The organism is Enterobacter sp. Lyrl_3 (assembly GCF_051948675.1).
Lineage (GTDB): Bacteria > Pseudomonadota > Gammaproteobacteria > Enterobacterales > Enterobacteriaceae > Enterobacter > Enterobacter cloacae.
In genome coordinates, this window is the sequence record NZ_JAYJLI010000007.1 from 120,766 (window position 1) to 146,911 (window position 26,146).

Below are 26,146 nucleotides of genomic sequence, written 5' to 3' on the forward strand. Positions count from 1 at the left end.
TTACGCGTCGCGATTCAGCCAGGCCATATATTCCGTTACGCCTTCGGCAACGGTCTTGAACGGCTTGTCATAACCCGCTGCGCGCAGGTTAGTCAGATCGGCCTGGGTGAATGCCTGGTAGCGGCCTTTCAGTTTGTCCGGGAAAGGAATGTACTCAATGCTGCCTTTCTTGTGATACGCCAGCGTTGCGTCAGCCACGGCCTGGAAAGATTCCGCGCGGCCGGTGCCAAGGTTGAAAATACCGGATACCCCATTTTCCCAGAACCACAGGTTCACGGCGGCAACGTCGCCTACGTAGACGAAGTCACGCTTAAAGCCGTCGCTGCCTTCGAACAGTTTTGGACTTTCGCCGTTATTCAGCTGAGTGTTCAGATGGAACGCCACGCTCGCCATGCTGCCTTTGTGGCCTTCGCGCGGCCCGTAGACGTTGAAGTAGCGGAAACCAACGATTTGGGAGTTCGCTTCTGGCAACACCTGACGCACATACTCGTCGAAAAGGAACTTGGAGTAACCGTAAACGTTCAACGGCTGCTCATATTGGCGGGATTCAATGAAATCAGAGGTACGTCCGCCGTAGGTGGCCGCCGAAGAGGCATACAGGAACGGAATTTCACGCTCCAGACAGTAGTGAAGCAGCTCTTTAGAGTACTGATAGTTGTTGTCCATCATGTACTTGCCGTCCCACTCTGTGGTGGAGGAGCATGCCCCTTCGTGGAAGATGGCTTCGATCTCGCCGAACTCTTCACCTGCCATAATCTGGATAAGGAAGTCTTCTTTATCCATGTAGTCAGCGATGTTCAGATCCACCAGGTTGACGAACTTGGTGCCGTCTTTCAGGTTGTCAACCACCAGGATGTCGGTGATGCCTTTGTCATTGAGAGCTTTAACAATATTGCTGCCGATAAAGCCCGCGCCGCCGGTAACGATGATCATAACTGTAACCTTTGAAGTGTGGAGTCCGGGGACAATCCCGGACGCTAATGGTTCTATCATATCATTAGTATGGCTGCCCTTCAGCCATTCACCGACATAGCGCAAGGGTACACGTGATTTATGCTGCAAAAACGAGAAGAGATAATGTGTCATCTCGTCATGAACTATAGGTTTGGGTAATATGTGCCGAAATTTGCCGAGTCTGGAGAATTGCAATGCGTGGTGATTTTTACAAACAGTTAAACAGCGACCTTGAGACCGCGCGTGCGGAAGGGTTGTTTAAAGAAGAGCGTATTATCACGTCTGCTCAGCAGGCGGACATCACCGTTGCCGATGGCAGCCATGTGATCAACTTTTGTGCGAACAACTACCTGGGTCTTGCGAATCACCCTGAGCTGATTGCTGCGGCGAAAAGCGGTATGGATACCCATGGTTTTGGTATGGCCTCCGTACGCTTTATCTGCGGCACGCAGGACAGTCACAAGCAGCTTGAGAAAAAGCTGGCGAACTTCTTAGGCATGGAAGACGCAATTCTGTACTCCTCCTGCTTCGATGCCAACGGCGGTCTGTTTGAGACTCTGCTGGGTGCAGAAGATGCCATTATCTCCGACGCCCTTAACCACGCTTCCATCATTGATGGTGTGCGCCTGTGTAAAGCGAAGCGTTTCCGCTATGCCAACAACGATATGGTTGAACTGGAAGCACGCCTGAAAGAGGCGCGTGACGCGGGTGCTCGCCATGTGCTCATCGCCACCGACGGCGTGTTCTCTATGGACGGCGTGATCGCCAACCTGAAGGGCGTGTGCGACCTGGCGGATAAATACGATGCGCTGGTGATGGTCGATGACTCGCACGCGGTCGGTTTTGTGGGTGAAAACGGCCGTGGCTCGCATGAATACTGTGACGTGATGGGCCGCGTGGACATCATCACCGGTACGCTGGGCAAAGCGCTTGGTGGCGCGTCTGGCGGCTATACCGCTGCGCGTAAAGAGGTGGTGGAGTGGCTGCGCCAGCGCTCCCGTCCGTACCTGTTCTCCAACTCCCTCGCGCCGGCCATTGTTGCCGCCTCCATCAAAGTGCTGGAGATGGTGGAATCCGGGGCTGAACTGCGCGACCGTCTGTGGTCCAACGCGCGCCTGTTCCGCGAAAAAATGAGTGCGGCAGGGTTTACCCTGGCCGGTGCTGACCACGCCATTATCCCGGTCATGCTGGGCGATGCCGTCGTGGCGCAGAACTTTGCCCGTGAGCTGCAAAAAGAAGGCATTTACGTGACCGGGTTCTTCTTCCCGGTCGTACCAAAAGGCCAGGCGCGTATCCGCACCCAGATGTCCGCGGCGCATTCGCCTGAACAAATTGAACGTGCGGTGGAAGCCTTTACCCGCATCGGTAAACAGCTGGGCGTAATTGCCTGAGGACGTGTGATGAAAGCGTTATCCAAACTGAAAGCGGAAGAAGGGATTTGGATGACCGACGTGCCGGAGCCGGAAGTCGGTCATAACGATCTGCTGATCAAAATTCGTAAAACCGCCATTTGCGGCACTGACGTTCATATCTACAACTGGGATCAGTGGTCGCAAAAAACCATTCCGGTACCCATGGTTGTCGGCCACGAATACGTTGGTGAAGTGGTTGGGATTGGTCAGGAAGTGAAAGGTTTTAACATTGGCGACCGCGTCTCGGGTGAAGGACACATCACCTGCGGCCACTGCCGTAACTGCCGCGGTGGGCGTACGCACCTGTGCCGTAATACCATTGGCGTGGGCGTGAACCGTCCGGGTTGCTTTGCCGAGTACCTGGTGATCCCGGCCTTTAACGCGTTCAAAATTCCGGACAACATTTCTGACGATCTGGCCTCCATCTTTGACCCGTTCGGCAACGCGGTACATACGGCGCTCTCTTTCGACCTGGTCGGCGAGGATGTGTTGGTCTCCGGCGCGGGCCCTATCGGGATTATGGCCGCAGCGGTGGCGAAGCACGTGGGTGCGCGTAATGTAGTGATTACCGACGTGAACGAATACCGTCTGTCGCTGGCCCGCAAGATGGGCGTCACCCGTGCGGTGGATGTCTCTAAAGAGAGCCTGGCCGATGTGATGGAAGAGCTGGGCATGACCGAAGGGTTTGACGTGGGTCTGGAGATGTCCGGCGCACCACCGGCGTTCCGTACCATGCTGGATACCATGAACCACGGCGGTCGTATTGCGATGCTGGGTATTCCGCCGTCGGATATGTCTATCGACTGGAATAAAGTTATCTTCAAAGGGCTGTTCATTAAAGGCATCTATGGCCGTGAAATGTTCGAAACCTGGTATAAGATGGCGGCATTAATTCAGTCTGGTCTGGATCTGTCCCCGATTATTACACATCGTTTCTCCGTTGATGATTTCCAGAAAGGCTTTGACGCGATGCGTTCGGGCCAGTCCGGGAAGGTTATTTTGAGCTGGGATTAAACCTGCCAGCTGGCACCCGTATAAACGGGTGCCAGTGCTAATTATGGTAGTTTGACTTTTCGGAATTTTCTTGTTACTTTTCAATAAAATACCAATCTTTCTTCTCCACGCGTTTATTAATAATAATTACGTCAGGAAGACACTGTCAGGCTTGTCAAAACATTATGTCCACGCACCTTTCGCTGAAGCTGGTTGATACAACTTCACGGTTTACCTCTTTTTTAAATCTGGCGATTTCTCTTTTAATACTTATGGCTGTAAATATTTTACATGCCCGCTATAATTTGGTAATTAACAGATCGTTTGTTTTTTTATTGATGTTGTTGATGCTCAAGTGCATAGATAATAAATTAATACGCAATGTACTGGCGATTGTACTTCTCATTCCAGTTGCGGCAGATATTTCTCTCCAGCTATATGCATGGAGAAATTTCGATTCTGCGTTTAGTTATGGGTTTGCAATGAGCATAATCCACACCACACCGGATGAAGCAAGTTCAATGCTCAGCGTGTACTGGCGTGAATGTATTATTTTTATCACACTCTCTGCTTTTTTTATTTATACCGCAAATACGGGTGCATGGCCCGTTGCACCGCGATTTCGTCGCTGGCCTGCCATTGTGCTTGGCGTGACGTTGTTGGCTTTCTATGGTCAGGCACTACAGCACCAGCTCAGGAAAAGCAGCGTCGAAAGTCTGGCGCAGCGCGTGGTTCAGGCGACACCAGTCAGTACGGCAAAAGTTTTTATGCAGGCTTTTGAAGATAACGCGGTCATTGCCAATATCGGTAACAACATTCCTGATTACAAACTCACGCTTTCGGATACCGGTATTGAGAACTACGTACTGGTTATCGGTGAGTCTGAGCGAGCGGCGAATATGGGCATCTATGGTTATCAACGAGATACTACGCCGGAGCTGGAAAAGCAGAAATCGCAGCTCTTGCTGTTCCGTAATGCTGTAGCGCCAGCGCCTATCACGATTATGGCCGTACCGTTGGCCATGACCGCTGATAAAGTGAATATTCGCGATCCGAAAAAATATGGTGATAATGTTATTAATATTGCCAATAAAGCAGGCTATGAAACTTATTGGTTTAGTCATCAGGGTAAAGGCGGGGCGCATAACAACGTCATCACCGGGATTGCCATGAATACGAAAAAGCATGAATGGCTCGAAGGCGGTTACGATGAAGATCTTCTACCTCTGTTGCAGAATGCATTAAAAGCCCCGGGTAAAAAAGTGATCGTCTTGCATTTATACGGCAGCCATGAACCATCCTGTACGCGCTTTCCGGCAAACCAGGCGGTGTTACATGGTACCAATGAGGCCGATGACTGTTATGACAACTCGGTACGGTATACAGACACATTGATGGGCAAGATGTTTAGTATGCTGGCCAACTCGCGTTCTTCGGTTATGTATTTTTCCGATCATGGTTTGATTCGTGATCCGCAGCGCGCTGTCGTTTATTCTCACGGAAACGTGAACCCTCCACGAGAGGCTCTGCACATCCCTGTGTTTATCTGGTATGGGCAACAGGTTGATAAAGCCAGGCAATACACAGGAGACTATTACACCGTCTGGTCTGCTGATGATGTGAACACGCTTGCTGAATTGTGGTTGGGGATCCATCGTCAGGGTCAACCTGTCCGGTCGGTAAACTCATGGCTTGCCGGTTACGATAAGAATGTCTCAGTACTGGATACCACAGGTAAGACCTATTACTGGAGTAATATACGTTAGCCCGGACGTGTGATATCTATTGCACATCAAGGTGACGTAAAATAATAAAAGGGGCCTGAGGCCCCTTTTATTATTAGATCGCAGAACTATCGTTACTAAGTTTATTCAATACTTTTGATGAGATATCATCAATGTTTATTTTATTGTGGCGCTTGTCAAATATCAGTTGTTCTGAATTCTTGCCAACTGGGGAGAAAATAGTATTGCCTTCGAAGTTTTTATTATGATCCAGCAGCATTGAAAAATAGATGGCAATAATTTTTTTATCAAACGCACAGGCGATATGAACAATGGCCGTATCAACAGAGACCACTAAATCGGCTTTTTTTATGAGCGTGATAGCATCCCAAAGCGATTTAAATCGACAGACAGTAATTTTCTCATCATCGAAGGCAAGGTCTGCCAGTTTTTTTCCTTCACCAATGATGAAAACTTGTGTATCCGGGTGCTGCACAATATCAATCGCCAGTTTTTCCAGTTGAGGCAGAGAAAGACTGCGTTCGGCTACGCTCGCGAAGGGATTAAGCACAACGATCTTTTTACCAGCATGAGGTTGTAGAAAATCATCAATAAAAACTTCATGCTCGGGTAAAACAGGTAAGGAGTAGCTAAGAGATGCGGGCTTAATACTTAAAGCGTTAAGTATTTTTTTTTGGGGATGTGTAATATGAAACTCAGGACTCACCGGTAACATTAAGTTATAGGGTTTATCCAGCCAGCCACCAAATCCAATCGCATATTTATAATGAATTTTTGCCAGAAGTTGTGTGTTAAATAATTCCTTTCTCTTCATCCATGAATAATGACTAATCACCAGATCTGTCTCGATATCTTTCATTTTTTTGATATTGTTGATATCGACAACATAAACTTCATCAATGTCAGTCATCTTCTCGAAGAGATCGCGATTTCGTTCTTCAACAATGACCTGAAGTTGATAGCCTGCATCTTTCAGATTACGCCAGGTTCCTGTATGGCATACCGCATCGCCAATTCCAAGATCAACAAAAGGGAAAAGAATTTTTTTAACGCTGGAGACGTCAATTTTTTCTTGTCGCTTATCCTGTAATTGTCGCGATAAAGAAAGCAACTGTAGCCGTCTTTTTAATTCTTTAGTTTTATAGTTTCGCTGCCTGTTAATTTCCTTTAAATAACCAATTATTTTCTTCATAACCACGCTAAACCAAATTAAGCATTTTACTGTGGGTAGTATAATCTTAACGACAACGAAAAGGAATGTCTGAGGAAATAGAACAACGCGACAAAGATTTTACTGTTACTTAACAATAAGTTAATGCATTTTTTCACTCTGTGAGTTCCGTCATTTTTTCTGGGATGACTATCATGTTATAGAGTTTTTTATTGACCAAAGTGAGCCTTGCCAGCTTTTCCATAAAAAATAAGATACAGATTCGGAAGTGACAACAGTGATAGCTGGCACTATCTTGTCAGGAATGACTTGACTGAGTTCAGGAGACCACATGTTTAAACTAACCGTATGTCTTTTGACATACAACTCTGCCCGCTTGTTACATAAGGTGTTAACGCCGTTAATGAGTATTGCAGATGAGTTTATTGTTGTTGATTCTGGTAGTTCAGATGAGACATTAGTTATCCTTCAGGAATATGCCATTACACCAATATTTCATCCGTATGCAATGCACGGTGAGCAGATGAATATTGCCATTTCCCGGTCATCTAACGACTGGGTGTTATGTATGGATAGTGACGAAATACTCGATGAAGACACTATACACTATATCCTGGCGTTAAAGTCTGGAGAGGAGCCGCCCGCTGATTGCGGATGGAGCCTGTCACGCTACTGGTATGTCTTAGGCGAGCGCACACGAACCATCTATCCGATTTCTTCTCCAGATTTCCCATTAAGATTGTTCAACCGCCAGCATGTCAGATTTAACAATCGACCAGTGGATGATAAGGCGATAGGTGCGGCGCGGGTGACACGTATACCTGGTCATGTCCGGCACGACACATTTTATTCCCTGCATGAAGTGTTTAATAAGCTGAATGTCTATACCACCCGAGTCGTAAAATATCAGACGCTTAGGCCGTCAATCGCACGTGGTGTGGTGAGTGCTATTGGGGCTTTCTTTAAATGGTACTTGTTTAGCGGGGCATGGCGGCAGGGGAAAGTTGGTGTAGTTACAGGGCTCTATGCCACCTTGTACAGTTTTTTAAAATATTTCAAAGCCTGGTATCAGTATCAGGATGAACGTGAGTCCGCTGCACGGGAGCACACGGACTCTCACCTTATAAAATAGTTACGCTTTCTTACCCCAGCCCTGCCACTGATGTTGAAAATATTGCACCAGCGTACTCTGGCTCATGCTTTCACCAATCACAGAGAAGAACCGGGTCGCATAAACCGGTTCAGGGGCATGTTTCGGCACACAGCGTTTTACGCCGCGGAACGGGTTACGCGGCGTTGATAACCCAGGTTTACCCTGGTTCGGCGTCGACGTATCAACCTGTGGTTCGTTCAGGAGATCGCTCGGGCGGACCAGCGTGATATCCGAAGGCAGTGTCGGCAGCATTTGCTGCAGGACGCGAACGGTCGACGGATGCGGGTGGCCGATGGCAATCGCGGAGCCATTGCGGCGGGCCAGCTGCACAGCGCGATTAAACTGCACGCGAATGTCTGCTTCGTTCTGCGTATCGTCAAGGAACACCTTGCGCTTAATCACCTTCACCCCCGTTCCCTGCGCGGCACGCATCGCCTGACTGTTGCCGATGGTCATGCTGTCGAGGAAGTAGAGGTTGTAACGCTCCAGCGCCTGCATCACTTTGAGCATCCCGTACAGGCTGGATGTCATCGCGCTGCCCATATGGTTGTTTAACCCCACGGCATACGGCACTTTGTTGTAAGCGTCGCGGATAATGCGATCGATCTCATCGCTGCTCATCTCAGGGCGCAGAGTATCTTTTTCCAGCGGTTGTTTGCTGATGGGGGCCATCGGCAGATGGATCAATACCTGGTGGCCGCTGTTGTGGGCCTTGGTCGCCATCTCACGTGCGTGTGGCGCATTCGGGAGGACGGCGACAGAAATGGCTGCTGGCATCGCCAGCACCTGATTTTCATAGTGCGGACGATAACCGAAGTCATCAATCACAATGGCGAGTTTACCGGCGTATACCGGTGCGACCAGCGCCAGTGCGCTGGCGACGGAGAGAACAATTCGACGAAATTGAAGCAAAACTTATCTTCCCAACCACGGCTGTGGATTGACCGCCTGACCCTGGCGACGAATTTCGAAATAGAGTGACGGGCGGCCCTGACCGCCACTGCTGCCCACAAGGGCGATGGGTTGACCCGCGCGCACCTGAGTGCCAACGCTGACCAGTGCGCTCTGGTTGTAACCGTAGAGGCTCATGTCGCCTTTACCGTGCTCAACCACTACCACAAGCCCGTAACCCTGCAGCCAGTCGGCCAGGATCACGCGGCCATCGGCGATGGCTTTCACTTCGCTACCTTCAGACGCACCGATAACTATCCCTTTCCAACGTAGTTCACCCTGCAGCTGTTCGCCATAACGATGCAGAATTGTACCGCGAACGGGCCAGTAAGCCTGACCGCGAGGGGAGCCCAGGCCACCGGTTCGTGACATCAATGAGCGTTCGCTTTCGCTTGGTTTATAGGTTGTGCCCTTACGGGAGGCTTCCTGCTGCTTATCGCGAACGGCCTGCGCCTCGCGAGCCTCTTTTTCAGCGCGGGCTTTTGCCGCGGCCTCCGCTCGGGCGATGCTGTTGCGCAGCTTCGATTCGTTGGCGCGCATTTCGCTCAACTGGCTCTGACCAGCCTGAATGGAGGATTCAAGCCCGGAAAGGGTTTTCTTACGTTCGTTGCGAGCCTGCTCGAGCTTTGCCTGCTGGGCCTGCTGTTCGTAGAGCAGCGTCTGCTGCTGGCTCTGCTTCTCTTCCAGCTCGGCTTTTTGCGTGGTGACCTCTTCGCGCGTCTGTTTTAGCTGCGCGATAGTCTCCTGACGCGCCTGGTTCAGATAGCCGAAATAAGCCTGCAGGCGCTGACCGCGCTGGCTCTCTTCACCGCTGAGGATCAGCTGAAGGCCGGTGTGTTCACCCTGGCGGAATGCGGCGTCAAGTTGCGCCGCAAGATTACGTTCCTGCGCATCGCGCTGACGTTCCAGCTTGGCAATCGACGCGTTCATCTCGTCGATCTGTTTATTCAACTGGGAGAGGGTGTTTTGTGTTTCGCGGAGCTTACGTGCGGCGGCGGAGATCGCCTCTTCCTGCTGCTTAAGCTGAGCAAGCAGCGACGCGCGTTGCTGTTGCTGCTGACGTACCGCACGCTCTTTGGCGGCGATATCGGCCTGAATGGATTTCAGCTGGTCGCGATCATCCGCGTGGGCGGATGCGGCGCACAGCAATACGCCAGCGCTGAGTGCGCTGGCGTAAAACAGAGGTCTGACTGATAACCTAAGCGGTTTCACGACCCATGTGATTGAAAAAATCGCCTTTCCCCTCATGGGGAGCGATTATTCCACGATGAACAGCGGCTTACCAGTCATCTCTTCAGGGATCGGCATACCCATCAGCGACAACATGGTTGGTGCGATGTCAGAAAGCTTGCCGCCTTCCACTGCTTTCAGTGCTTTATCACCTACATAAATCAGCGGAACCGGCAGGTTGGTGTGGGCCGTATGCGCCTGTCCGGTTGCCGGGTCGCGCATCTGCTCTGCGTTACCGTGGTCAGCGGTAATCAGCAGCTGGCCGCCAACGGATTCAACCGCTTTGGCAACCTGCTCAACGCAGTGATCCAGCGCTTCAACCGCTTTAATAGCCGCTTCCATCACCCCGGTATGACCCACCATGTCACCGTTTGGATAGTTACAGATGATGGTGTCGTATTTGCCGCTAACGATCGCCGCAACCAGTTTTTCGGTCAATTCCGCAGAGCTCATCTCTGGCTGCAGGTCATAGGTAGCGACTTTTGGTGAATTAATCAGAATGCGATCTTCGCCTTTGAACGGCTCTTCTACACCGCCGTTAAAGAAGAAGGTGACGTGGGCATATTTCTCGGTTTCGGAGATACGCAACTGCGTCTTATCGTTTTTCGCCATCCACTCACCGAAGGTATTGGCCAGTGAAGCTGGTGGGTAAGCGCATGGGGCGTCGATGTCAGCGGCGTATTCGGTCAACTGGATGAAGTTGATGTTCACCGCTTTCTTACGGGCGAAACCGTCGAAATCGCTGTTAACGAATGCGCGGGTGATTTCACGCGCACGGTCAGCACGGAAGTTCATGAAGATCAGCGCGTCGCCATCTTCCATGGCGGCATCAGCCTGGCCTTCTGCGCGAATCACGGTCGCTTTCACGAATTCGTCGTTTTCATCGCGCGCGTACGCGGCTTCAAGGCCCTCAACGGCAGTCGCAAACTGGAACTCGCCTTTTGCCAGCGTCATCAGGTCATAGGCCTGTTCCACACGATCCCAGCGATTATCGCGATCCATGGCGTAGTAGCGGCCAATAATAGATGCCACGCGGCCTTTGCCCAGTGCGGCAAATTTCTCTTCGAAGGCTTCCAGCGAACCTTTAGCGCTACGCGGTGGCGTATCGCGGCCATCCAGGAACGCGTGCAGGTAGATTTTTTCCGCACCGCGCTCAGCGGCCAGTTCAACCATCGCCATAATATGATCTTCATGGCTATGAACGCCGCCGGCAGACAGCAGACCCATGATATGCACGGCTTTGCCTGCGGCAACGGCTTTATCCACCGCACCGCACAGCACAGGGTTGGCGAAGAAGGTGCGTTCTTTGATTTCAACATCCAGACGCGTCAGATCCTGATAGACGATACGCCCGGCGCCCAGGTTGACGTGACCGACTTCAGAGTTACCCATCTGACGGTCCGGCAGACCCACTTCCAGGCCGGATGCGTCAATCAGAGTGTGGGGACGTTTCGCCCACAGCGCATCCATGACCGGGGTTTTAGCGTTGAAAATGGCGTTATCCTGTTGATCTTCACGGTAGCCATAGCCATCCAGAATCACCAGTACCATAGGTTTTTTAGAAACCGACATTGCGACAACCTCATGCTCAAGAGTCAAAAATTTGCGTAATTTTACTACAGCTGAATCGTTCAAATAGCCGCAGAAGATCAAAGAAAGGGCAGGGGCAAGATGCTTCTCCGACCATTTTGAGGCATTTTTTTAGGTGGCATGCCGCAGAAAATGGATTAGCTTAGGGTCGCTGGCTGTATTTGCCACAACGCACAGGTATACTCCTGTCCTGGTTTTTTTAATCACTAAGTCGGGAGTAGTTACCCTCCATGCAAGAAATTATGCAATTCGTTAGCCGCCATCCGGTTCTGAGCATCGCGTGGATTGGCCTGCTGGCCGCTGTGCTGTTCACCACATTTAAGGGCCTGACGTCTAAGATTAAGGTTATCACCCGTGGTGAAGCGACGCGTCTGATTAACAAAGAAGATGCCGTCGTGGTCGATCTGCGTCAGCGTGACGATTTCCGCAAAGGGCACATTGCAGGCGCTATCAACCTGCTGCCAGCTGAAATCAAAGCCAACAACGTGGGCGAGCTTGAGAAGCATAAAGCCCAGCCGATTATCGTTGTTGACGGTACCGGCATGCAGGCGCAGGAATCTGCTAGCCTGCTTCATAAAGCAGGCTTCGAAAACGTCTCTGTACTGAAAGAAGGCATTTCCGGCTGGAGCGGAGAAAACCTTCCTTTGGTGCGCGGTAAATAAGGAGTTCAGTGATGGCCAATATCGAGATCTACACCAAAGCGACCTGCCCGTTCTGTCACCGTGCGAAAGCGCTGCTGAACAGCAAAGGCGTAACGTTCCAGGAACTGCCGATCGATGGTGACGCGATAAAACGCGAAGAGATGATTCAACGTAGTGGTCGCACGACGGTTCCGCAGATTTTTATTGATGCGCAGCACATTGGCGGCTGTGATGACTTGTATGCGCTCGACGCCCGTGGTGGACTCGATCCCCTGCTGAGCTAAGAGACTTTAGGACAATTTAAAAAGGGTTTTTCCATGTCAGAACAAAACAACACCGAAATGACTTTCCAGATCCAGCGTATCTACACCAAGGATGTCTCTTTCGAAGCGCCAAATGCGCCACATGTTTTCCAGAAAGATTGGCAGCCAGAGGTTAAACTTGATCTGGATACCGCATCAACCCAGCTGGCTGATGACGTGTATGAAGTCGTACTGCGTGTGACCGTGACCGCCTCTCTGGGCGAAGAAACTGCATTCCTGTGTGAAGTACAGCAGGGCGGTATCTTCTCCATCGGCGGTATTGAAGGCAACCAGATGGCGCATTGCCTGGGTGCATACTGCCCGAACATCCTGTTCCCGTATGCGCGTGAATGCATCACCAGCCTGGTTTCTCGCGGTACATTCCCGCAACTGAACCTTGCGCCAGTTAACTTTGATGCGCTGTTCATGAACTATCTGCAGCAGCAGGCTGGCGAAGGTGCTGAACAACATCAGGATGCCTGATGAGCACTGTTAATGCGTCAATGACTGTGATCGGTGCCGGCTCTTACGGCACCGCTCTTGCCATCACGCTGGCAAGAAATGGTCACGAGGTGGTCCTCTGGGGCCACGACCCAAAACATATCGCAACGCTGCAGCACGACCGCTGCAACGTGGCGTTCCTTCCTGACGTTCCGTTCCCTGACTCCCTGTATCTGGAAAGCGATCTTGCGACCGCGCTGGCAGCCAGCCGCAATATTTTGATTGTGGTGCCGAGCCATGTGTTTGGCGACGTGCTACAGCAGATCAAGCCGCTGATGCGCCCGGATGCACGCATTGTGTGGGCAACGAAGGGGCTGGAAGCCGAAACCGGTCGTCTGTTGCAGGACGTTGCCCGCGAAGTGCTGGGTACCGAGATCCCGCTGGCGGTTATCTCCGGCCCAACGTTTGCCAAAGAGCTGGCCGCAGGCCTGCCAACGGCAATCTCGCTGGCCTCCACGGATCCTGTTTTTGCGGACGATCTTCAGCACCTGCTGCACTGCGGCAAGAGTTTCCGCGTCTACAGCAATCCCGATTTTATCGGCGTGCAGCTGGGCGGTGCGGTGAAGAACGTCATCGCCATTGGCGCCGGGATGTCCGACGGCATTGGCTTTGGTGCCAATGCACGTACTGCGCTGATCACCCGTGGGTTAACCGAGATGTCCCGTCTCGGGGCGGCACTGGGTGCCGATCCGGCCACCTTTATGGGGATGGCGGGTTTAGGCGATCTGGTGCTGACCTGTACCGACAACCAGTCGCGTAACCGCCGCTTTGGCATGATGCTCGGTCAGGGCATGGATGTAAAAGGCGCGCAGGAGAAGATTGGTCAGGTGGTTGAAGGCTACCGCAATACCAAAGAAGTCCGCGAATTGGCGCACCGTTTTGGTGTCGAAATGCCAATAACCGAGGAAATTTATCAGGTATTGTATTGCGGAAAAAATGCGCGCGAGGCAGCATTGACCTTATTAGGTCGTGCGCGCAAGGACGAGCGCAGCAGTAACTAGTCGGAACCATTGTCACCTGAATGACCCAGCCAGCGCAGAACTGGCTGGTCATTATACTATCGTCTGGAGTAAGCAATGCCGTGTGAAGAACTGGATATCGTCTGGAATAATATTAAAGCCGAAGCCCGGGCGTTGGCCGACTGTGAGCCGATGCTGGCCAGTTTCTACCATGCAACGTTACTCAAGCACGAAAACCTCGGTAGTGCCCTGAGCTATATGCTCGCCAACAAGCTGGCGTCCTCAATCATGCCCGCCATCGCCATTCGTGAAGTGGTGGAAGAGGCCTACGCCGCAGACCCGGAAATGATCGCCTCTGCCGCCTGTGATATTCAGGCCGTGCGCACGCGTGATCCGGCGGTCGATAAATATTCTACGCCGCTGCTGTACCTGAAGGGTTTCCATGCCTTACAGGCGTACCGCATCGGCCACTGGTTATGGAAGGAAGGCCGCCGCGCGCTGGCAATTTTCCTGCAAAACCAGGTTTCTGTGACCTTCCAGGTTGATATTCACCCGGCGGCCAAAATTGGCCGGGGGATCATGCTCGACCATGCCACCGGGATTGTTGTCGGTGAGACGGCGGTCATTGAAGATGACGTGTCGATCCTGCAGTCGGTTACCCTGGGCGGTACCGGCAAAACCAGCGGCGATCGCCATCCGAAAATTCGTGAAGGGGTGATGATTGGCGCGGGTGCCAAAATCCTCGGCAATATCGAAGTGGGCCGCGGTGCTAAAATCGGCGCGGGCTCTGTGGTGCTGCAGCCCGTGCCGCCGCACACCACCGCCGCTGGCGTACCGGCGCGCATCGTCGGTAAGCCAGACAGTGATAAACCATCGATGGACATGGATCAGCACTTCAACGGCATTCACCATACGTTCGAGTATGGTGACGGCATTTAACTTCTGAGAATGGCGCCCGGATACCCCAGCTGGCGCCAGGCTTCATACACCACCACGGACACCGCGTTCGACAGGTTCATGCTACGGCTGTCCGGCATCATCGGAATACGGATTTTCTGCTCAGCGGGCAGGGCGTCCAGAATCGTGGCCGGCAGGCCGCGGGTTTCCGGGCCAAACATCAGATAGTCACCTGCCTGGTAGCTCACGGCGCTGTGCGCGGGCGTGCCTTTGGTCGTCAGGGCAAACATGCGCTCTGGCTTTTCGCTTTCCAGAAACGCGGCGTAATCATGATGGCGAATCACCGCGGTAAATTCATGATAATCCAGCCCCGCACGACGCAGGCGTTTATCATCCCACGTAAAGCCCATCGGCTCGATAATATGCAGGCGAAACCCGGTGTTGGCGCACAGGCGGATAATGTTGCCGGTATTAGGCGGAATTTCTGGTTCGAATAAAACGATGTTAAGCATGCTGCCCCCTTAATTGCGGGGGCAGCATAGCAGAAATGACGGGCACTACGCGACGCCGGGTTCCTGTGGGCGGCAGCGCAGCATTTTATAGACGGTGGCACCTGCAGCCACCAGCGCGGGCAGGCTGAGGATCATCAATATACTGTCTGCCTGCCACTGCATGGAGAGAAGCTGCGCGCTGGTCATGGTACCCGCCACGCCACCAAAACGGCCAATTCCCTGCATCCACGCGATACCCGTCGCGCGGCATTCGGTTGGGTAGAAGGTGGCGGCCAAAGTTTGCATCCCTGATTGCGCGCCGTTCATGGCGATCCCCATCAGGAAAATCAATCCGCCAAACAGGGCGATGTGATTATGCTCCATGCCGAGCAGCAGGATGAGCGCCATGGTCAGCATAAACCCGCCTGCCACCACCCTGTGCGCCTCCCAGCGGTCCATCATCCACCCGGCGAGAAGAATGCCTGCGGTACCGCCGAAGGTGAACAGCGAGGTGAGCCAGGCAGATTCCGCCAGCGGATAACCCATCCCCAGCATCAACGTCGGCATCCAGCTCAGCAGGACGTAATAAATCACCAGCCCCATAAAGTAGGTCACCCACAGCATCAGGGTGCCGGGCAGCCAGGGCATAGAAAACAGCTGTGCCACGCTCCCTTTCTTAGACGCGACCCGCTCCTCCGCCAGGAAAAAGCCGGTCACGCCATCCAGCGTGCCGCGGGCGAAGCGGCTGGCGATACGGCGGATCTGCATCACGTCTCTTCCACGCTGAACCAGAAACTTCACCGACTCCGGCAAAAATAGCGCCAGCAGCAGCGTCAGGATCAGCGGGGCAATTGCGCCGGTCAGCAGTACGCTTCGCCAGCCGTGGTGAGGAATCAGCCAGGAGGAGATTGCCCCACCCCCCGCCGCGCCCAGAGGAAAACCGCAGTACATGGTATTGATCGCCATGGCGCGACAGCGCTTAGGGGCAAACTCTGAGATCAGCGTGATGGCGTTAGGCATTGCCGCACCCAAACCCAGGCCGGTGAGAAATCGCCACAGCGTCAGGGTGTTCAGGGTTTGCGCCCAGGCGGCGCCCAGGCTTGCAAGACCAAAGAATAAACACGAAAAGACCAGCACGCGCTTGCGGCCCATCCGGTCCGATACCGGACCTGCGATCAGCGCACCCAGCGACAGTCCCAACAGCGCGGCACTCAGTACCGGCCCCAGATCCTGTTTGTGGATCCCCCATTCTGCCGAGAGTGTCGGGGCAATGTAGCCCATTGCCGCTGTATCGAAACCATCGATTGCCAGCACCAGAAAGCCCAGCACAATGAGTAGCCAGTGAAACCATGAAAAGGAACTGTCGTCGATTACCTGCTGAATATCCACCTTACCTGAATAGGTCATACGCTCCTCTCTGATGTGATGTTGTTTTTGTGTTCTTGTATTTGCTTGTCTATACAATTGCGTGTGGCGGGGGATGTCAAATATTCTTATCTAATATGTTATCTAGATGTTATTTGTGGCACAAAAACGCGCCCGATGGAGGAGATCGGACGCGTGAGTAAGGCAGGTTAAGGGGAGGGGATCAGGCCGCGTCTCCGTGGGTAAGCGGTGCCAGTGCCGCAGGGATCTTACTCAGCTCCTGCACCAGAGAATCCTTGCTGATCTCGCCGATTGTTTTCGCCCCGGTGAGAGTCATTGCAACCTTCATCTCTTTCTCAATCAGGTTAAGCAGGTTTGCTACCCCTGCCTGGCCGCTGGTGGCCAGCGCGTAAAGGTAAGCGCGTCCCAGCAGTACGCTGTCGGCACCCAGCGCAATCATACGCACCACATCCAGCCCGTTACGAATACCGCTGTCGGCGAGGATAGCGATGTCGCCTTTAACCGCATCCGCAATTGCCGGAAGGGCGCGTGCGGATGAGAGCACGCCATCGAGCTGACGTCCGCCGTGGTTCGAGACCACTATCCCGTCTGCGCCAAAACGCACCGCGTCGCGGGCGTCGTCCGGGTCGAGGATCCCTTTGATCACCATTGGGCCGTCCCAGAATTCGCGGATCCACTCCAGGTCTTTCCAGGAGATGGACGGATCGAAATTGTTCGCCAGCCAGCCGATATAATCTTCCAGCCCGGTAGGCTTACCGAGATAAGCCGAGATGTTACCCAGATCGTGTGGACGGCCATTCAGGCCCACGTCCCACGCCCACTGCGGATGTGTTACCGCCTGCCAGTAACGACGCATAGCAGCGTTCGGGCCGCTCATGCCGGAGTGGGCATCACGGTAGCGCGCGCCGGGGGTGGGCATATCAACGGTAAAGACCAGCGTGGAACAGCCCGCCGCTTTGGCGCGCTCCAGCGCGTTACGCATAAAGCCGCGATCGCGCAGGACGTACAGCTGGAACCACATCGGGCGTTTGATGGTCGGGGCCACCTCTTCAATCGGGCAGACAGACACGGTGGAAAGGGTAAACGGAATGCCTTTGGCATCCGCCGCCGCAGCGGCCTGCACTTCACCGCGACGGGCGTACATGCCGCACAGCCCGACCGGGGCAAGCGCTACCGGCATGGAGAGCGTTTCGTTAAACAGTTTCGTCTCAAGGCTCAGATCCGACATATTCTTCAGCACGCGCTGACGCAGAGCCACCTCCGACAGATCTTCCACGTTACGGCGCAGGGTATATTCGGCATAGGCCCCGCCGTCGATATAGTGGAACAGGAACGGCGGCAAAATACGCTGCGCCGCGGCGCGGTAGTCACTGGCTGCTGAAATAATCATGCTTTGTTCTCCCTGGATATATCACTGTCGCCAGGCAGACGGGTAATACGCGCCTGTCGGGCCTGATCTTCATCAAATCGTTTAATGGTGGTGTGGACGAAGCCCAGATGCGCCATCATCGCCTTGCGTGCGGCCTCGGCATCACCGGCCAGAATGGCGTTGAGCACCGCCTCGTGCTGTTCGGTCAGTTGAGCAAAGACCGGCGGGACCAGATACATGCGCTGGCGGCTCTGCTTCACGGAGGATTGCAGCAGGTCGAAAAAACCGCGCATGGTCTGGAGCAGCACCACGTTGTGTGATGCCTCGGCAATCGCCAGGTGAAAGCGGACATCCGCCTGCGAAGCGATATCCGGGTCGCTGCTTTGCGTGGCGTCGAAGCAGGCCCTGAGCTTCTCTTTGTCGGCTTCGGTTGCCCGCATGGCCGCATGCCAGGCGGTACTGGTTTCGATGGCGTGACGGGCTTCGAGGATGTCGAAGCTGTAGTCCGGGTCATTCTCCATCAGGGTTTTGAGCGGCTGGACGATGTTTTGCTCGGACCAGTCGTCATGTTGCCAGCGCACAAAGGTGCCGCCGCCGCGACGGCTTACCAGTACTCCTTCGCTGACCAGCGTCGCCAGCGCTTCACGCAGGGAATTGCGCGACACGCCAAGCTGAGCGGCGAGTTGACGTTCGGCGGGCAATTTCATGCCCGCTTCCAGCTGTTGTTCTTCAATCAGCGCCCGCACGCGAGAGGCAATCTCGTCGGACAGGCGTCTGGGCATGACTATCATGGGATCATCCAGGTTAAGACATAGGCCTGCAGGGTGGTGATCACCCCGACCATGCAGGTGAATATCAGGCTGTGTTTCACGGTAAAACGGAACAGGTCGGACTCTTTACCCACCAGCCCTACTGCCGCACAGGCAATGGCGATGGACTGCGGAGAGATCATCTTCCCGGTCACGCCGCCGGTGGTATTCGCGGCCACCAGCAGCACGTCAGAGACGCCAATCTGCTGAGCCGCCGTCGCCTGCAGGGCGGCGAACAGGGCGTTAGACGAAGTATCTGAACCGGTCAGGAACACCCCCAGCCAGCCGAGGAACGGCGAGAAGAAGGTGAAGGCGTGGCCGGTATGGGCCAGCGCCAGTGCCAGCGTTGATGACAGGCCAGAGTAGTTTGAGATAAACGCGAACGCCAGCACCATGCCGATGGAGTAGATCGGCAGCATCAATTCTTTAATGGTCGCCGCAAAGGTCTGTACCGCGGCGGCCGGCTTCATGCGCAGCCACACCACAGAAAGGAGTGCGGCAAACAGGATGGCCGTGCCGGTGGCGGAGAACCAGTCAAACTTAAACACTGCCGCGTACGGCGTGGCGTCGTGCACCACTGGCGGCATACGGGCGACCATCTTGTCGAGGAACGGCACGGAGATGTTAATCACCATGTCGTACAGCGCACCGCCCGGGGCAAACAGGGCCTTAAACGGCGGGATGCTCCACAGCGTTACCGTGGCGGTCAGGAACAGGAACGGTGACCAGGCGCGAACGATCTGCCCGGCGGTATAGCCCGTGCGGGCGAGCGTCTGATCCACGTGCGACGCGCCCATATCGGCAAAGCGGAAGATGCGCACAGGCTGCCAGCGTTTCAGGAACAGCGTCAGACAGACCAGCGACACCAGGGAAGAGATAATGTCCGGCAGCTCCGGGCCAAGGAAGTTCGAGCTGAGATACTGGGCAATCGCGAACGAACCGCCCGCCACCATCACCGCAGGCCAGGTCTCCTTCACGCCGCGCCAGCCGTCCATAATCGCCATGATCCAGAACAGCACGATAATGGTCAGGAACGGCAACTGGCGGCCAACCATCTGACCAATCTCGAAGCTGTCCAGGCCAGTCACCTGGCCTGCGACCAGAATCGGAATACCCATCGCACCAAACGCCACCGGCGCGGTGTTGACGATCAGGCAAAGACCGGCGGCATAGAGCGGGTTAAAGCCCAGCCCCACCAGCAGCGCGGCGGTGATTGCCACCGGCGCACCAAACCCTGCCGCCCCTTCCAGAAACGCCCCGAAGGAGAAGCCGACAATCAGCATCTGCAGGCGCTGGTCCGGCGTGATGGAGAGAATCGACGAGCGAATGATGTCGAACTGCCCGGTTTTGACTGAGATTTTATAGACAAACACTGCGGCGATGATGATCCACGCAATCGGCCACAGGCCGTAGAAGAAACCGTAGACAACGGATGCCAGCGCGCGATCGATCGGCATTTTGTAGAAGAACAGCGCCACCAGCAGCGCGATGGCGACGGTGTACGTCGCGGCGAGGTAGCCCTTCAGCTTGAGCTTAATCAGCGCAAAGAAGAAGAACAGGATCGGCAGCGATGCGATCAGGCTAGACAGCCAGATATTCCCGGCCGGGTCGTAGTTTTGTTGCCAGAGGCTCATGCAGGTCTCCTGGGGACCAGACAGCCTATGCTGCGGGTGAGTCTCCGCTCATCTCTGCGTCACAGTCTGTGTAAAAGTGGTCCTGCCAATATTGTGTTGTAGGGGTAATGACAATGAATGGTTAATCAACTGTTGCTATTCGGCAATATATTTGTGACGTGAATCATTGAAACTGTGAACGAAGGATAGCTTTAAAACCCATTGGTAGGACCAAATCCACAATGTTCAGGGTTGAGCAGGAACCGGGTCAAAATCGTGTCATCCAGTCAGGCGCGGTGCGTAGCGAAGGGGATAAAGAGAAGCAAGTACCGCAATTATGTTAACTTTAGGAGGGATTTATGTTTTATTCTGGTTTGTGTTGGGTGTCTTGCGTGTTAAGGGTGTGATTTTTTACCTAAAAATAAAAATTTTTTTTAGGTAAAAATGCGGAATATCATGTTTAGCAAAAAATTACATTTAAGGTAAATTTCACATATAGGATTTAACAGCTTATTACAAACGATCATTTGCTGATCAATGATAAAATATCCTTTATAAGCGCACCTGGCCAGTATAAAAACGATGTTTTTCGGACGATGCTAATAATTTCTTCTAATAATATTCTTAAAAAAATTGATCAAACAATGATCAGTTGTGTAAGTAAAATAATTTAGCCTCGGTATTAGGAGGTAGTTAATAATTCTCAGGGCTATGGAAATGCGTTAAATATGTTATCTGGCTGTTAAATATGAAATGTGAAACAGGCCTGCTGAGCGCTTTTAAGTGCGTAGACGTTAAAAGACATTTGATTTACTATTTATTGAGATACAACGTTACAGAAGATGCTAAATTAAATTTTAACTACACACTAATCATTGTTATTTGCGGCCTGACGAGTTTTCCAAAACTGTAGGATATAGCGAAAGGGTTTGCAGAAAATATACGGATTGTCACGCTGGGATGGACCCTGATTTATTCTTTGAGGTCGCGTCACCAATTCTGTTAGTACCCTTTGGGTGACGGTTTTAAAATCCTTATAGAAATTATTGTACCTGGTACAACAAATCAATATCTGTTTAATTTACAGAGGGGAAAGTGTTCCTAATGAAAATCAAAAATGTGGCGCTGGCATTTGCCACGGCGGGGTTTCTGTTATCTTCTCAGGCGGTGCTGGCAAGCAGTAATTCAGGCGTTAATACTAGCCTGAATACAGACGCAGGTACACAGAGCACAGGCGGTACAATCAACTTCACCGGCAAGATTACCCTTATTTCCTGTAACATTACTACGGCATCAAAAACCAAAACGGTAGATCTTGGGGCGTGGGCGAAAAGCTACTTCGATGAACACGTTGAAACAACGCCGCGTGAGTTCAAAATCAACGTCGAAAAATGCCCGGAAACGGTTAAATCTGTGGCGGTGCTGTTTGACGGTAATAAAGATGCGGTTGATGACTCGCTGTTGCAGGTTACGCCAGGCACGGGTATGGCGACGGGCGTCGGGGTGAAGCTTTATAACAGCGATCGCAGCACGGTTATTAAGCCGGGTACGGTTTCAAAAACCACCGCACCAGATGCTCAAGGCAATGCAGAATTAACGTTCTTTGCCGCACTGGACAAAGATGGAACGGAAATCAAAGCGGGTGATGTCAACGCTGTGTCCAATTTCCTGATGGTTTATAACTGATTATTTTTAGCCACCTCCAGAGATAATAGAGATGAAACGTTTGTCGTATATTATGCTCACTGCATTAATGGTTAGCTCTGCGTCAGTTTCCGCAGGCGTAGTAATGGGGGGAACACGGATCGTATACCCGCAAAACAGTAAGGAGGTGGCATTTTCTGTATCTAATATGGAAAGTGCAGTTCCCTATCTGATTCAGTCGTGGGTTGAGAATGACGCTGAAGGGAAAAACCGCGCCGCGCCATTTATCGTCACGCCGCCACTATTCAGGCTTGATCCGGATCAGACCAATACGCTTCGTATTCAATATACCGGCGCGCCGCTGCCCGCAGATCGTGAATCCGTATTTTGGCTCGATATTAAGGCCATTGCGCCAAAGCCAAAAGAGAGCAGCAACGAATTACAAATTAACATTAAATCGAAATTTAAAATTTTCTACCGCCCTGAAAACCTGAAAGGCGATGCTGCAACCGCCTGGCAAAAGGTGAGGTTCTCAACGACGCAGAAAGGGCTTGAGGCCACCAACCCGACGCCGTATTACGTCTCTTTTTATCGCCTCAGCGTCTCGGGGCACAGCATTGAGCAACCGGGCATGATCGGCCCAGGCGAAACCCGCGAATGGCCTGTGGCAGCCTCCGGCAGCGTTACCTGGTCGGCTATTAATGATTTTGGCGCTATTACCGCGACCCGGTCGCAGCCTCTTTAAACCATGCCTTCTCGCCTGTTTCATTATGCGCCACTTTCGGTGCTGCTGCTCAGCATAAGCCGCACAGGATGGGCCGAGGATTATTTTGATCCCGCCGCGCTGGAGCTTTCTTCTGCCGAACAGAAAACGGCGGATCTGCACTATTTCTCCGAAAAGGGCGGGCAGATGCCCGGCACGTGGCTCGTAACGATTGAGGTTAACGGACGCGAGGAACGGCATCAGGAGATTACCTTCGTCAATGAGAAAGGCAGCCTGCAGCCCGTGTTTAGCGTACCGCTGCTGGAGACGCTCGGGGTGAATGTGGGGGCGATCCCGGCGCTTTCCCGGTTGCAGGAGGGAGAGACCTTCACGCATATCGCCGATTTTATCCCGGCGGCGCGGACCTCCTATGATTTTAACCAGCAGCGCCTGTTTCTCAGCCTGCCGCAGGCGGCGATGACGCACCGAAGCCGTGGCTATGTGCCTCCGTCGCAGTGGGATGACGGTATTCCGGCGGCATTTGTTGATTACAGTCTCACGAGCGGGCAGGCCCATCATCAAAACGGCGACACGACGTCAAGTTATCTCAGTCTGCGTAACGGCGTAAACCTGGGACCGTGGCGGCTGCGTAATACGTCGGCCTGGAGCTACAGCAACGCGGGCGGCAATCGTTTTCAGTCACAAAGCAGCTGGCTGAGCAGGGATATTCGCAGCCTGAACAGCCAACTGCGGATCGGCGATGCCTGGACTGCCGGCGACCTGTTCGATAGCGTGGCGTTTCGCGGGGTTCAGCTCTCATCCAGCGAGAGTATGTTACCCGACAGCCAGCGCGGCTTCGCGCCGACAATTCGCGGCGTCGCGCACAGCTATGCCAGGGTTTCTGTTTCGCAAAATGGCTATGTCATTTATGAAACCTGGGTTGCCGCCGGGCCGTTTGTTATTAACGATCTGTTCCCCGGCGCGCAAAGCGGCGATTTGCAAGTGACCATCACGGAAAGCGACGGCTCGAAACGCGTATTTACCCAGCCTTATTCTGCGGTACCGTTTATGCGGCGCCAGGGCAGCCTGAAATACAGCCTCAACGCCGGACGCTTTCACTCCGGCTCCAGCGATGCCCGGTCGCCGGACTTTGTTGAAGGCGCTTTTTTCTACGGCTTATTCTCCAGTATGACGGTATACGGCGGCTTTCGTACCGCGAATAACTACCAGGCCGGCGCCATTGGCGTGGGCAGAGGGTTTGGCGCGTTCGGCTCGCTGGGCGTTGACGATACGCTGGCAAAAAGCCGTTTATCTGACGGCAAAAGCGTAATAGGGCAGGCGTGGCGCGTTCAGTATCAGAAGGATTTTAATACCACCGGCACCGCCTTCAATCTGGCGAGCTATCGTTATGCTTCGCGCAATTTTTATGAGTTTAGCGAGCTGAATCAGTCTGACAGCCAGCAGTTACGGCTCAATAACCGCCGTAGCCGCTCGCAAATAACCTTCTCACAGACGCTGGGGCAGTTCGGCAGTCTTAGCGTTTCGGCGTGGATGCAGGATTACTGGCACACCTCCGGGCAGGATAAAACCATACACCTTGGCTGGTACACCAGCTGGCGGGGCATTTCATGGGGAGCGGGGTATGACTATACCGACTCAGCACGTGAGCAACATCCCGATCGCACCGTGTCGTTTAATATCAATATTCCGCTCGGTAACTGGCTACCGGACAGCTCGGTGAGTTACTTCATCAATAAAAATAACCGTGGGATGTCCACGCAGCAGGTGTCACTCAACGGCAGCGCGCTGGCGAACCGCAACCTCAACTATAGCGTTCAGCAGAGTAAAGCCAGCGAGGGACAAGCCGACAGCACCAGTCTGGCGCTGCAATATAACGGCGGCTACGGCAACGTAAGCCTCGGTTATGATCGCAGCCGAAACGGCGATAATGCCAGTCTCGGCCTCGCCGGGGGCGTTATCGCCACGCAGTATGGCGTCACGCTCAGCCAGCCGCTGGGCGATAGCGTCGCCCTGCTGCGCGTGCCTGGCGCGGCGAACGTTGAGCCGGAGGGCTACAGCGGCATCCATACCGACAGTCGCGGCTACGCGGTTATGCCCGCGCTTTCGGCCTATCGTAAGAATACCGTCAATCTTGATACGGCGACGCTTGGCGAAAACGTCGACGTTGAGCAGAGCGGTCTGACGCTCGTTCCCACCAGCGGCGCGGTGGTGCTTGCTAATTACGCAACGCACATTGGCTATCGCGTGCTGTTCTCCCTGCGATACCACGGCGAGCCATTGCCATTTGGCGCCCAGGCCGAGGTGGTGGAGCAAAAACGTCGTTCAGCCAACCGAAGCATGGTGGCTGACGGCGGTCAGGCTTACCTGAGCGGAGTACCGGAGCGCGGCACGCTGCGCGTAACCTGGTATGAAGACGGAGAGCCGCGTCAGTGCCAGACGCCGTTCAAACTGGGGGCGGTTCATATGGCTCCCGGCATCGCTACTCTGTCTCTTGAGTGCCACTAGAGGAATATTATGCGTCACTTTATTCAATGGGTTTTCTACCTCAGTCTACTTTCTCTTTTTGGCATGCTGAGTTTTCATGCGCACGCTCAGGCCTCGCCCTGCCACACCACGCGCAATCAGTGGGTTGTCCAGGTACCCTACGCCATTGGATATGCTCCTGGCACAGCGGACTGGACGCCGGTTTCCGCGCCGATACAGTCTACCGGGGCGGATTTTTACAGCTGCGATGGCGGAAATGACGCCTGGCGAAGTATCGGATTTGTCGAGATGGATAATCCCGTCGGCACCGTGGTGGGGGAAGACGGTGCGTCGCGGCACGTCTACAAAACCCAGATTGAAGGCATCGGCTACGCGCTCGGGTTCCGCGAGCAGCAGTACTGTGGTGCGGATGCCGTGCGGTATATTGACGGCACCAGCCCGGTGGACGGCAACGAGTCACGCCGTATCTGCGACGCCTCACAGAATCCTGCTTTTGCCAGCGCCTCAACCTATAAAATGCAGTTCTGGGTAGTGTTTTACAAAATACCGACGTCCAGCGCCATGCCTGATGATAACGCCAACTCCCAGGAGCAAAACGTCGGATCGCTGATATTACAGGCGGGAGAAAACAAAGCCAGCGCGACCAGCGTCGCGACACCGGTGCAGATCCGTCTCGCCAGCTTCACGGTCAGGCATACCAGCTGTTCCGTTGGTTCCCGCAGCATTCTGGTGCCGATGGGAACCGTAAGCCAGCGTGAATTTCACGGCACAGGCTCCCGCGCCGGTGGCGGACGCTTCAGCATTCCGGTGACCTGTGAAAATAACACGACGGTGAAGATGGGCTTTTTCGGCGATACCACGCCGGGCAACGATCGGGCGCTGGCGTTAACGAAGCAGCAGGACAGCGCCAGCGGCGTCGGGATCGAACTGCTTTATGGCGACAACACCGGTGCGGTTCAGGGGCAGGTGGTGCCGTGGAACACCCCGCAGGTGTCGGCGCTTGGGCAGGTGGGAGATAACCAGACGCAGACCTTCTGGTTTGATGCGCATTATATTCAGACAGAAGAGAACGTGACGGCGGGAAAAGCGGATGCGATGGCCACGTTTAACCTGATTTACAACTGAAT

The 26,146-nt window shown here is 53.6% G+C and carries 23 protein-coding genes; 13 read left to right on the forward strand and 10 right to left on the reverse strand.

Features of this window, described 5'->3' with window-relative positions; all coding sequences use genetic code 11:
* Positions 1–933, reverse strand: a complete 933-nt coding sequence (rfaD, locus tag VF709_RS14800) for an ADP-glyceromanno-heptose 6-epimerase (protein WP_038418352.1) — start codon at positions 931–933, stop codon at positions 1–3.
* A gap of 215 nt (positions 934–1,148) precedes the next feature.
* Here rfaD and kbl point away from each other — a divergent pair, with 215 nt between their 5' ends.
* From kbl to VF709_RS14815, 3 genes are all read left to right on the forward strand, one after another.
* Positions 1,149–2,345, forward strand: coding sequence for a glycine C-acetyltransferase (gene kbl, locus VF709_RS14805; protein ID WP_038418354.1), 1,197 nt, complete (start codon positions 1,149–1,151; stop codon positions 2,343–2,345).
* 9 nt (positions 2,346–2,354) lie between these two features.
* Positions 2,355–3,380 carry an L-threonine 3-dehydrogenase gene (tdh, locus tag VF709_RS14810; RefSeq protein ID WP_029881902.1) on the forward strand — a complete coding sequence of 342 codons (1,026 nt, stop codon included), beginning with the start codon at positions 2,355–2,357 and terminating at the stop codon, positions 3,378–3,380.
* A gap of 164 nt (positions 3,381–3,544) precedes the next feature.
* Positions 3,545–5,125, forward strand: coding sequence for a phosphoethanolamine transferase (locus tag VF709_RS14815; RefSeq protein WP_038418356.1), 1,581 nt, complete (start codon positions 3,545–3,547; stop codon positions 5,123–5,125).
* Between the two features lie 73 nt (positions 5,126–5,198).
* Here the strand turns inward: VF709_RS14815 and VF709_RS14820 are convergent, their stop codons facing one another.
* Positions 5,199–6,296, reverse strand: coding sequence for a glycosyltransferase family 9 protein (locus VF709_RS14820; RefSeq protein ID WP_038418358.1), 1,098 nt, complete (start codon positions 6,294–6,296; stop codon positions 5,199–5,201).
* Between the two features lie 310 nt (positions 6,297–6,606).
* Here VF709_RS14820 and VF709_RS14825 point away from each other — a divergent pair, with 310 nt between their 5' ends.
* A complete protein-coding gene (locus VF709_RS14825; protein WP_029881905.1) occupies positions 6,607–7,407 on the forward strand; it encodes a glycosyltransferase family 2 protein in 801 nt (266 codons plus the stop codon).
* Here the strand turns inward: VF709_RS14825 and VF709_RS14830 are convergent, their stop codons facing one another.
* Genes VF709_RS14830 through gpmM form a run of 3 tightly spaced genes read right to left on the reverse strand, consistent with a single transcriptional unit; the run spans position 7,408 to position 11,181 of the window.
* Positions 7,408–8,340: a divergent polysaccharide deacetylase family protein gene (locus VF709_RS14830; RefSeq protein WP_086528225.1), complete on the reverse strand. Its 933-nt coding sequence runs from the start codon at positions 8,338–8,340 to the stop codon at positions 7,408–7,410. It abuts the gene before it with no gap.
* 3 nt (positions 8,341–8,343) lie between these two features.
* Positions 8,344–9,603, reverse strand: coding sequence for a murein hydrolase activator EnvC (envC, locus tag VF709_RS14835; RefSeq protein WP_229060094.1), 1,260 nt, complete (start codon positions 9,601–9,603; stop codon positions 8,344–8,346).
* A 33-nt stretch (positions 9,604–9,636) separates the two neighbouring features.
* Positions 9,637–11,181 (reverse strand): 2,3-bisphosphoglycerate-independent phosphoglycerate mutase, encoded by a 1,545-nt coding sequence (gene gpmM, locus VF709_RS14840; protein WP_029881907.1) that lies wholly within the window; start codon positions 11,179–11,181, stop codon positions 9,637–9,639.
* A gap of 248 nt (positions 11,182–11,429) precedes the next feature.
* On the opposite strand from gpmM, the gene VF709_RS14845 reads away from it, so the two are divergent.
* The 5 genes from VF709_RS14845 (at position 11,430) to cysE (ending at position 14,541) form a co-directional block, all read left to right on the forward strand.
* On the forward strand, positions 11,430–11,861 hold the full coding sequence (locus VF709_RS14845; RefSeq protein ID WP_013094920.1) for a rhodanese-like domain-containing protein: 432 nt from the start codon (positions 11,430–11,432) through the stop codon (positions 11,859–11,861).
* Between the two features lie 11 nt (positions 11,862–11,872).
* The gene (gene grxC, locus VF709_RS14850; protein WP_010426371.1) at positions 11,873–12,124 is read left to right on the forward strand and encodes a glutaredoxin 3; all 252 of its coding nucleotides are present in this window, start codon (positions 11,873–11,875) and stop codon (positions 12,122–12,124) included.
* A 33-nt stretch (positions 12,125–12,157) separates the two neighbouring features.
* Entirely contained in the window at positions 12,158–12,625 is a 468-nt protein-coding gene (gene secB, locus VF709_RS14855) for a protein-export chaperone SecB (RefSeq protein WP_003860835.1), read from the forward strand.
* Positions 12,625–13,644, forward strand: coding sequence for an NAD(P)H-dependent glycerol-3-phosphate dehydrogenase (gene gpsA / locus VF709_RS14860; RefSeq protein ID WP_038418364.1), 1,020 nt, complete (start codon positions 12,625–12,627; stop codon positions 13,642–13,644). Before secB ends, gpsA begins: the two co-directional genes overlap by 1 nt.
* 75 nt (positions 13,645–13,719) lie before the next feature.
* Positions 13,720–14,541 (forward strand): serine O-acetyltransferase, encoded by an 822-nt coding sequence (cysE, locus tag VF709_RS14865; RefSeq protein ID WP_013094922.1) that lies wholly within the window; start codon positions 13,720–13,722, stop codon positions 14,539–14,541.
* Here the strand turns inward: cysE and trmL are convergent.
* From trmL to lldP, 5 genes are all read right to left on the reverse strand, one after another.
* Positions 14,538–15,011 (reverse strand): tRNA (uridine(34)/cytosine(34)/5-carboxymethylaminomethyluridine(34)-2'-O)-methyltransferase TrmL, encoded by a 474-nt coding sequence (trmL, locus tag VF709_RS14870; RefSeq protein WP_038418366.1) that lies wholly within the window; start codon positions 15,009–15,011, stop codon positions 14,538–14,540. The genes cysE and trmL overlap by 4 nt on opposite strands.
* A 45-nt stretch (positions 15,012–15,056) precedes the next feature.
* The gene (locus tag VF709_RS14875; RefSeq protein WP_149896755.1) at positions 15,057–16,397 is read right to left on the reverse strand and encodes an MFS transporter; all 1,341 of its coding nucleotides are present in this window, start codon (positions 16,395–16,397) and stop codon (positions 15,057–15,059) included.
* A gap of 181 nt (positions 16,398–16,578) precedes the next feature.
* On the reverse strand, positions 16,579–17,766 hold the full coding sequence (gene lldD, locus VF709_RS14880; protein ID WP_013094925.1) for an FMN-dependent L-lactate dehydrogenase LldD: 1,188 nt from the start codon (positions 17,764–17,766) through the stop codon (positions 16,579–16,581).
* Entirely contained in the window at positions 17,763–18,536 is a 774-nt protein-coding gene (gene lldR, locus VF709_RS14885; protein ID WP_020686511.1) for a transcriptional regulator LldR, read from the reverse strand. Before lldR ends, lldD begins: the two co-directional genes overlap by 4 nt.
* Positions 18,533–20,188 (reverse strand): L-lactate permease, encoded by a 1,656-nt coding sequence (gene lldP / locus VF709_RS14890; RefSeq protein ID WP_023621174.1) that lies wholly within the window; start codon positions 20,186–20,188, stop codon positions 18,533–18,535. Before lldP ends, lldR begins: the two co-directional genes overlap by 4 nt.
* A gap of 1,083 nt (positions 20,189–21,271) precedes the next feature.
* Between lldP and VF709_RS14895 the strand changes: the two genes are divergently transcribed.
* Genes VF709_RS14895 through VF709_RS14910 form a run of 4 tightly spaced genes read left to right on the forward strand, consistent with a single transcriptional unit; the run spans position 21,272 to position 26,144 of the window.
* Positions 21,272–21,853: a fimbrial protein gene (locus tag VF709_RS14895; RefSeq protein WP_029881911.1), complete on the forward strand. Its 582-nt coding sequence runs from the start codon at positions 21,272–21,274 to the stop codon at positions 21,851–21,853.
* Between the two features lie 31 nt (positions 21,854–21,884).
* A complete protein-coding gene (locus VF709_RS14900) occupies positions 21,885–22,556 on the forward strand; it encodes a fimbrial biogenesis chaperone (protein ID WP_038418371.1) in 672 nt (223 codons plus the stop codon).
* A gap of 3 nt (positions 22,557–22,559) precedes the next feature.
* Entirely contained in the window at positions 22,560–25,040 is a 2,481-nt protein-coding gene (locus VF709_RS14905; protein ID WP_187170724.1) for a fimbria/pilus outer membrane usher protein, read from the forward strand.
* Positions 25,041–25,049: 9 nt separating this feature from the next.
* Positions 25,050–26,144 (forward strand): fimbrial protein, encoded by a 1,095-nt coding sequence (locus VF709_RS14910; protein ID WP_038418375.1) that lies wholly within the window; start codon positions 25,050–25,052, stop codon positions 26,142–26,144.
* Positions 26,145–26,146: the final 2 nt, after the last annotated feature.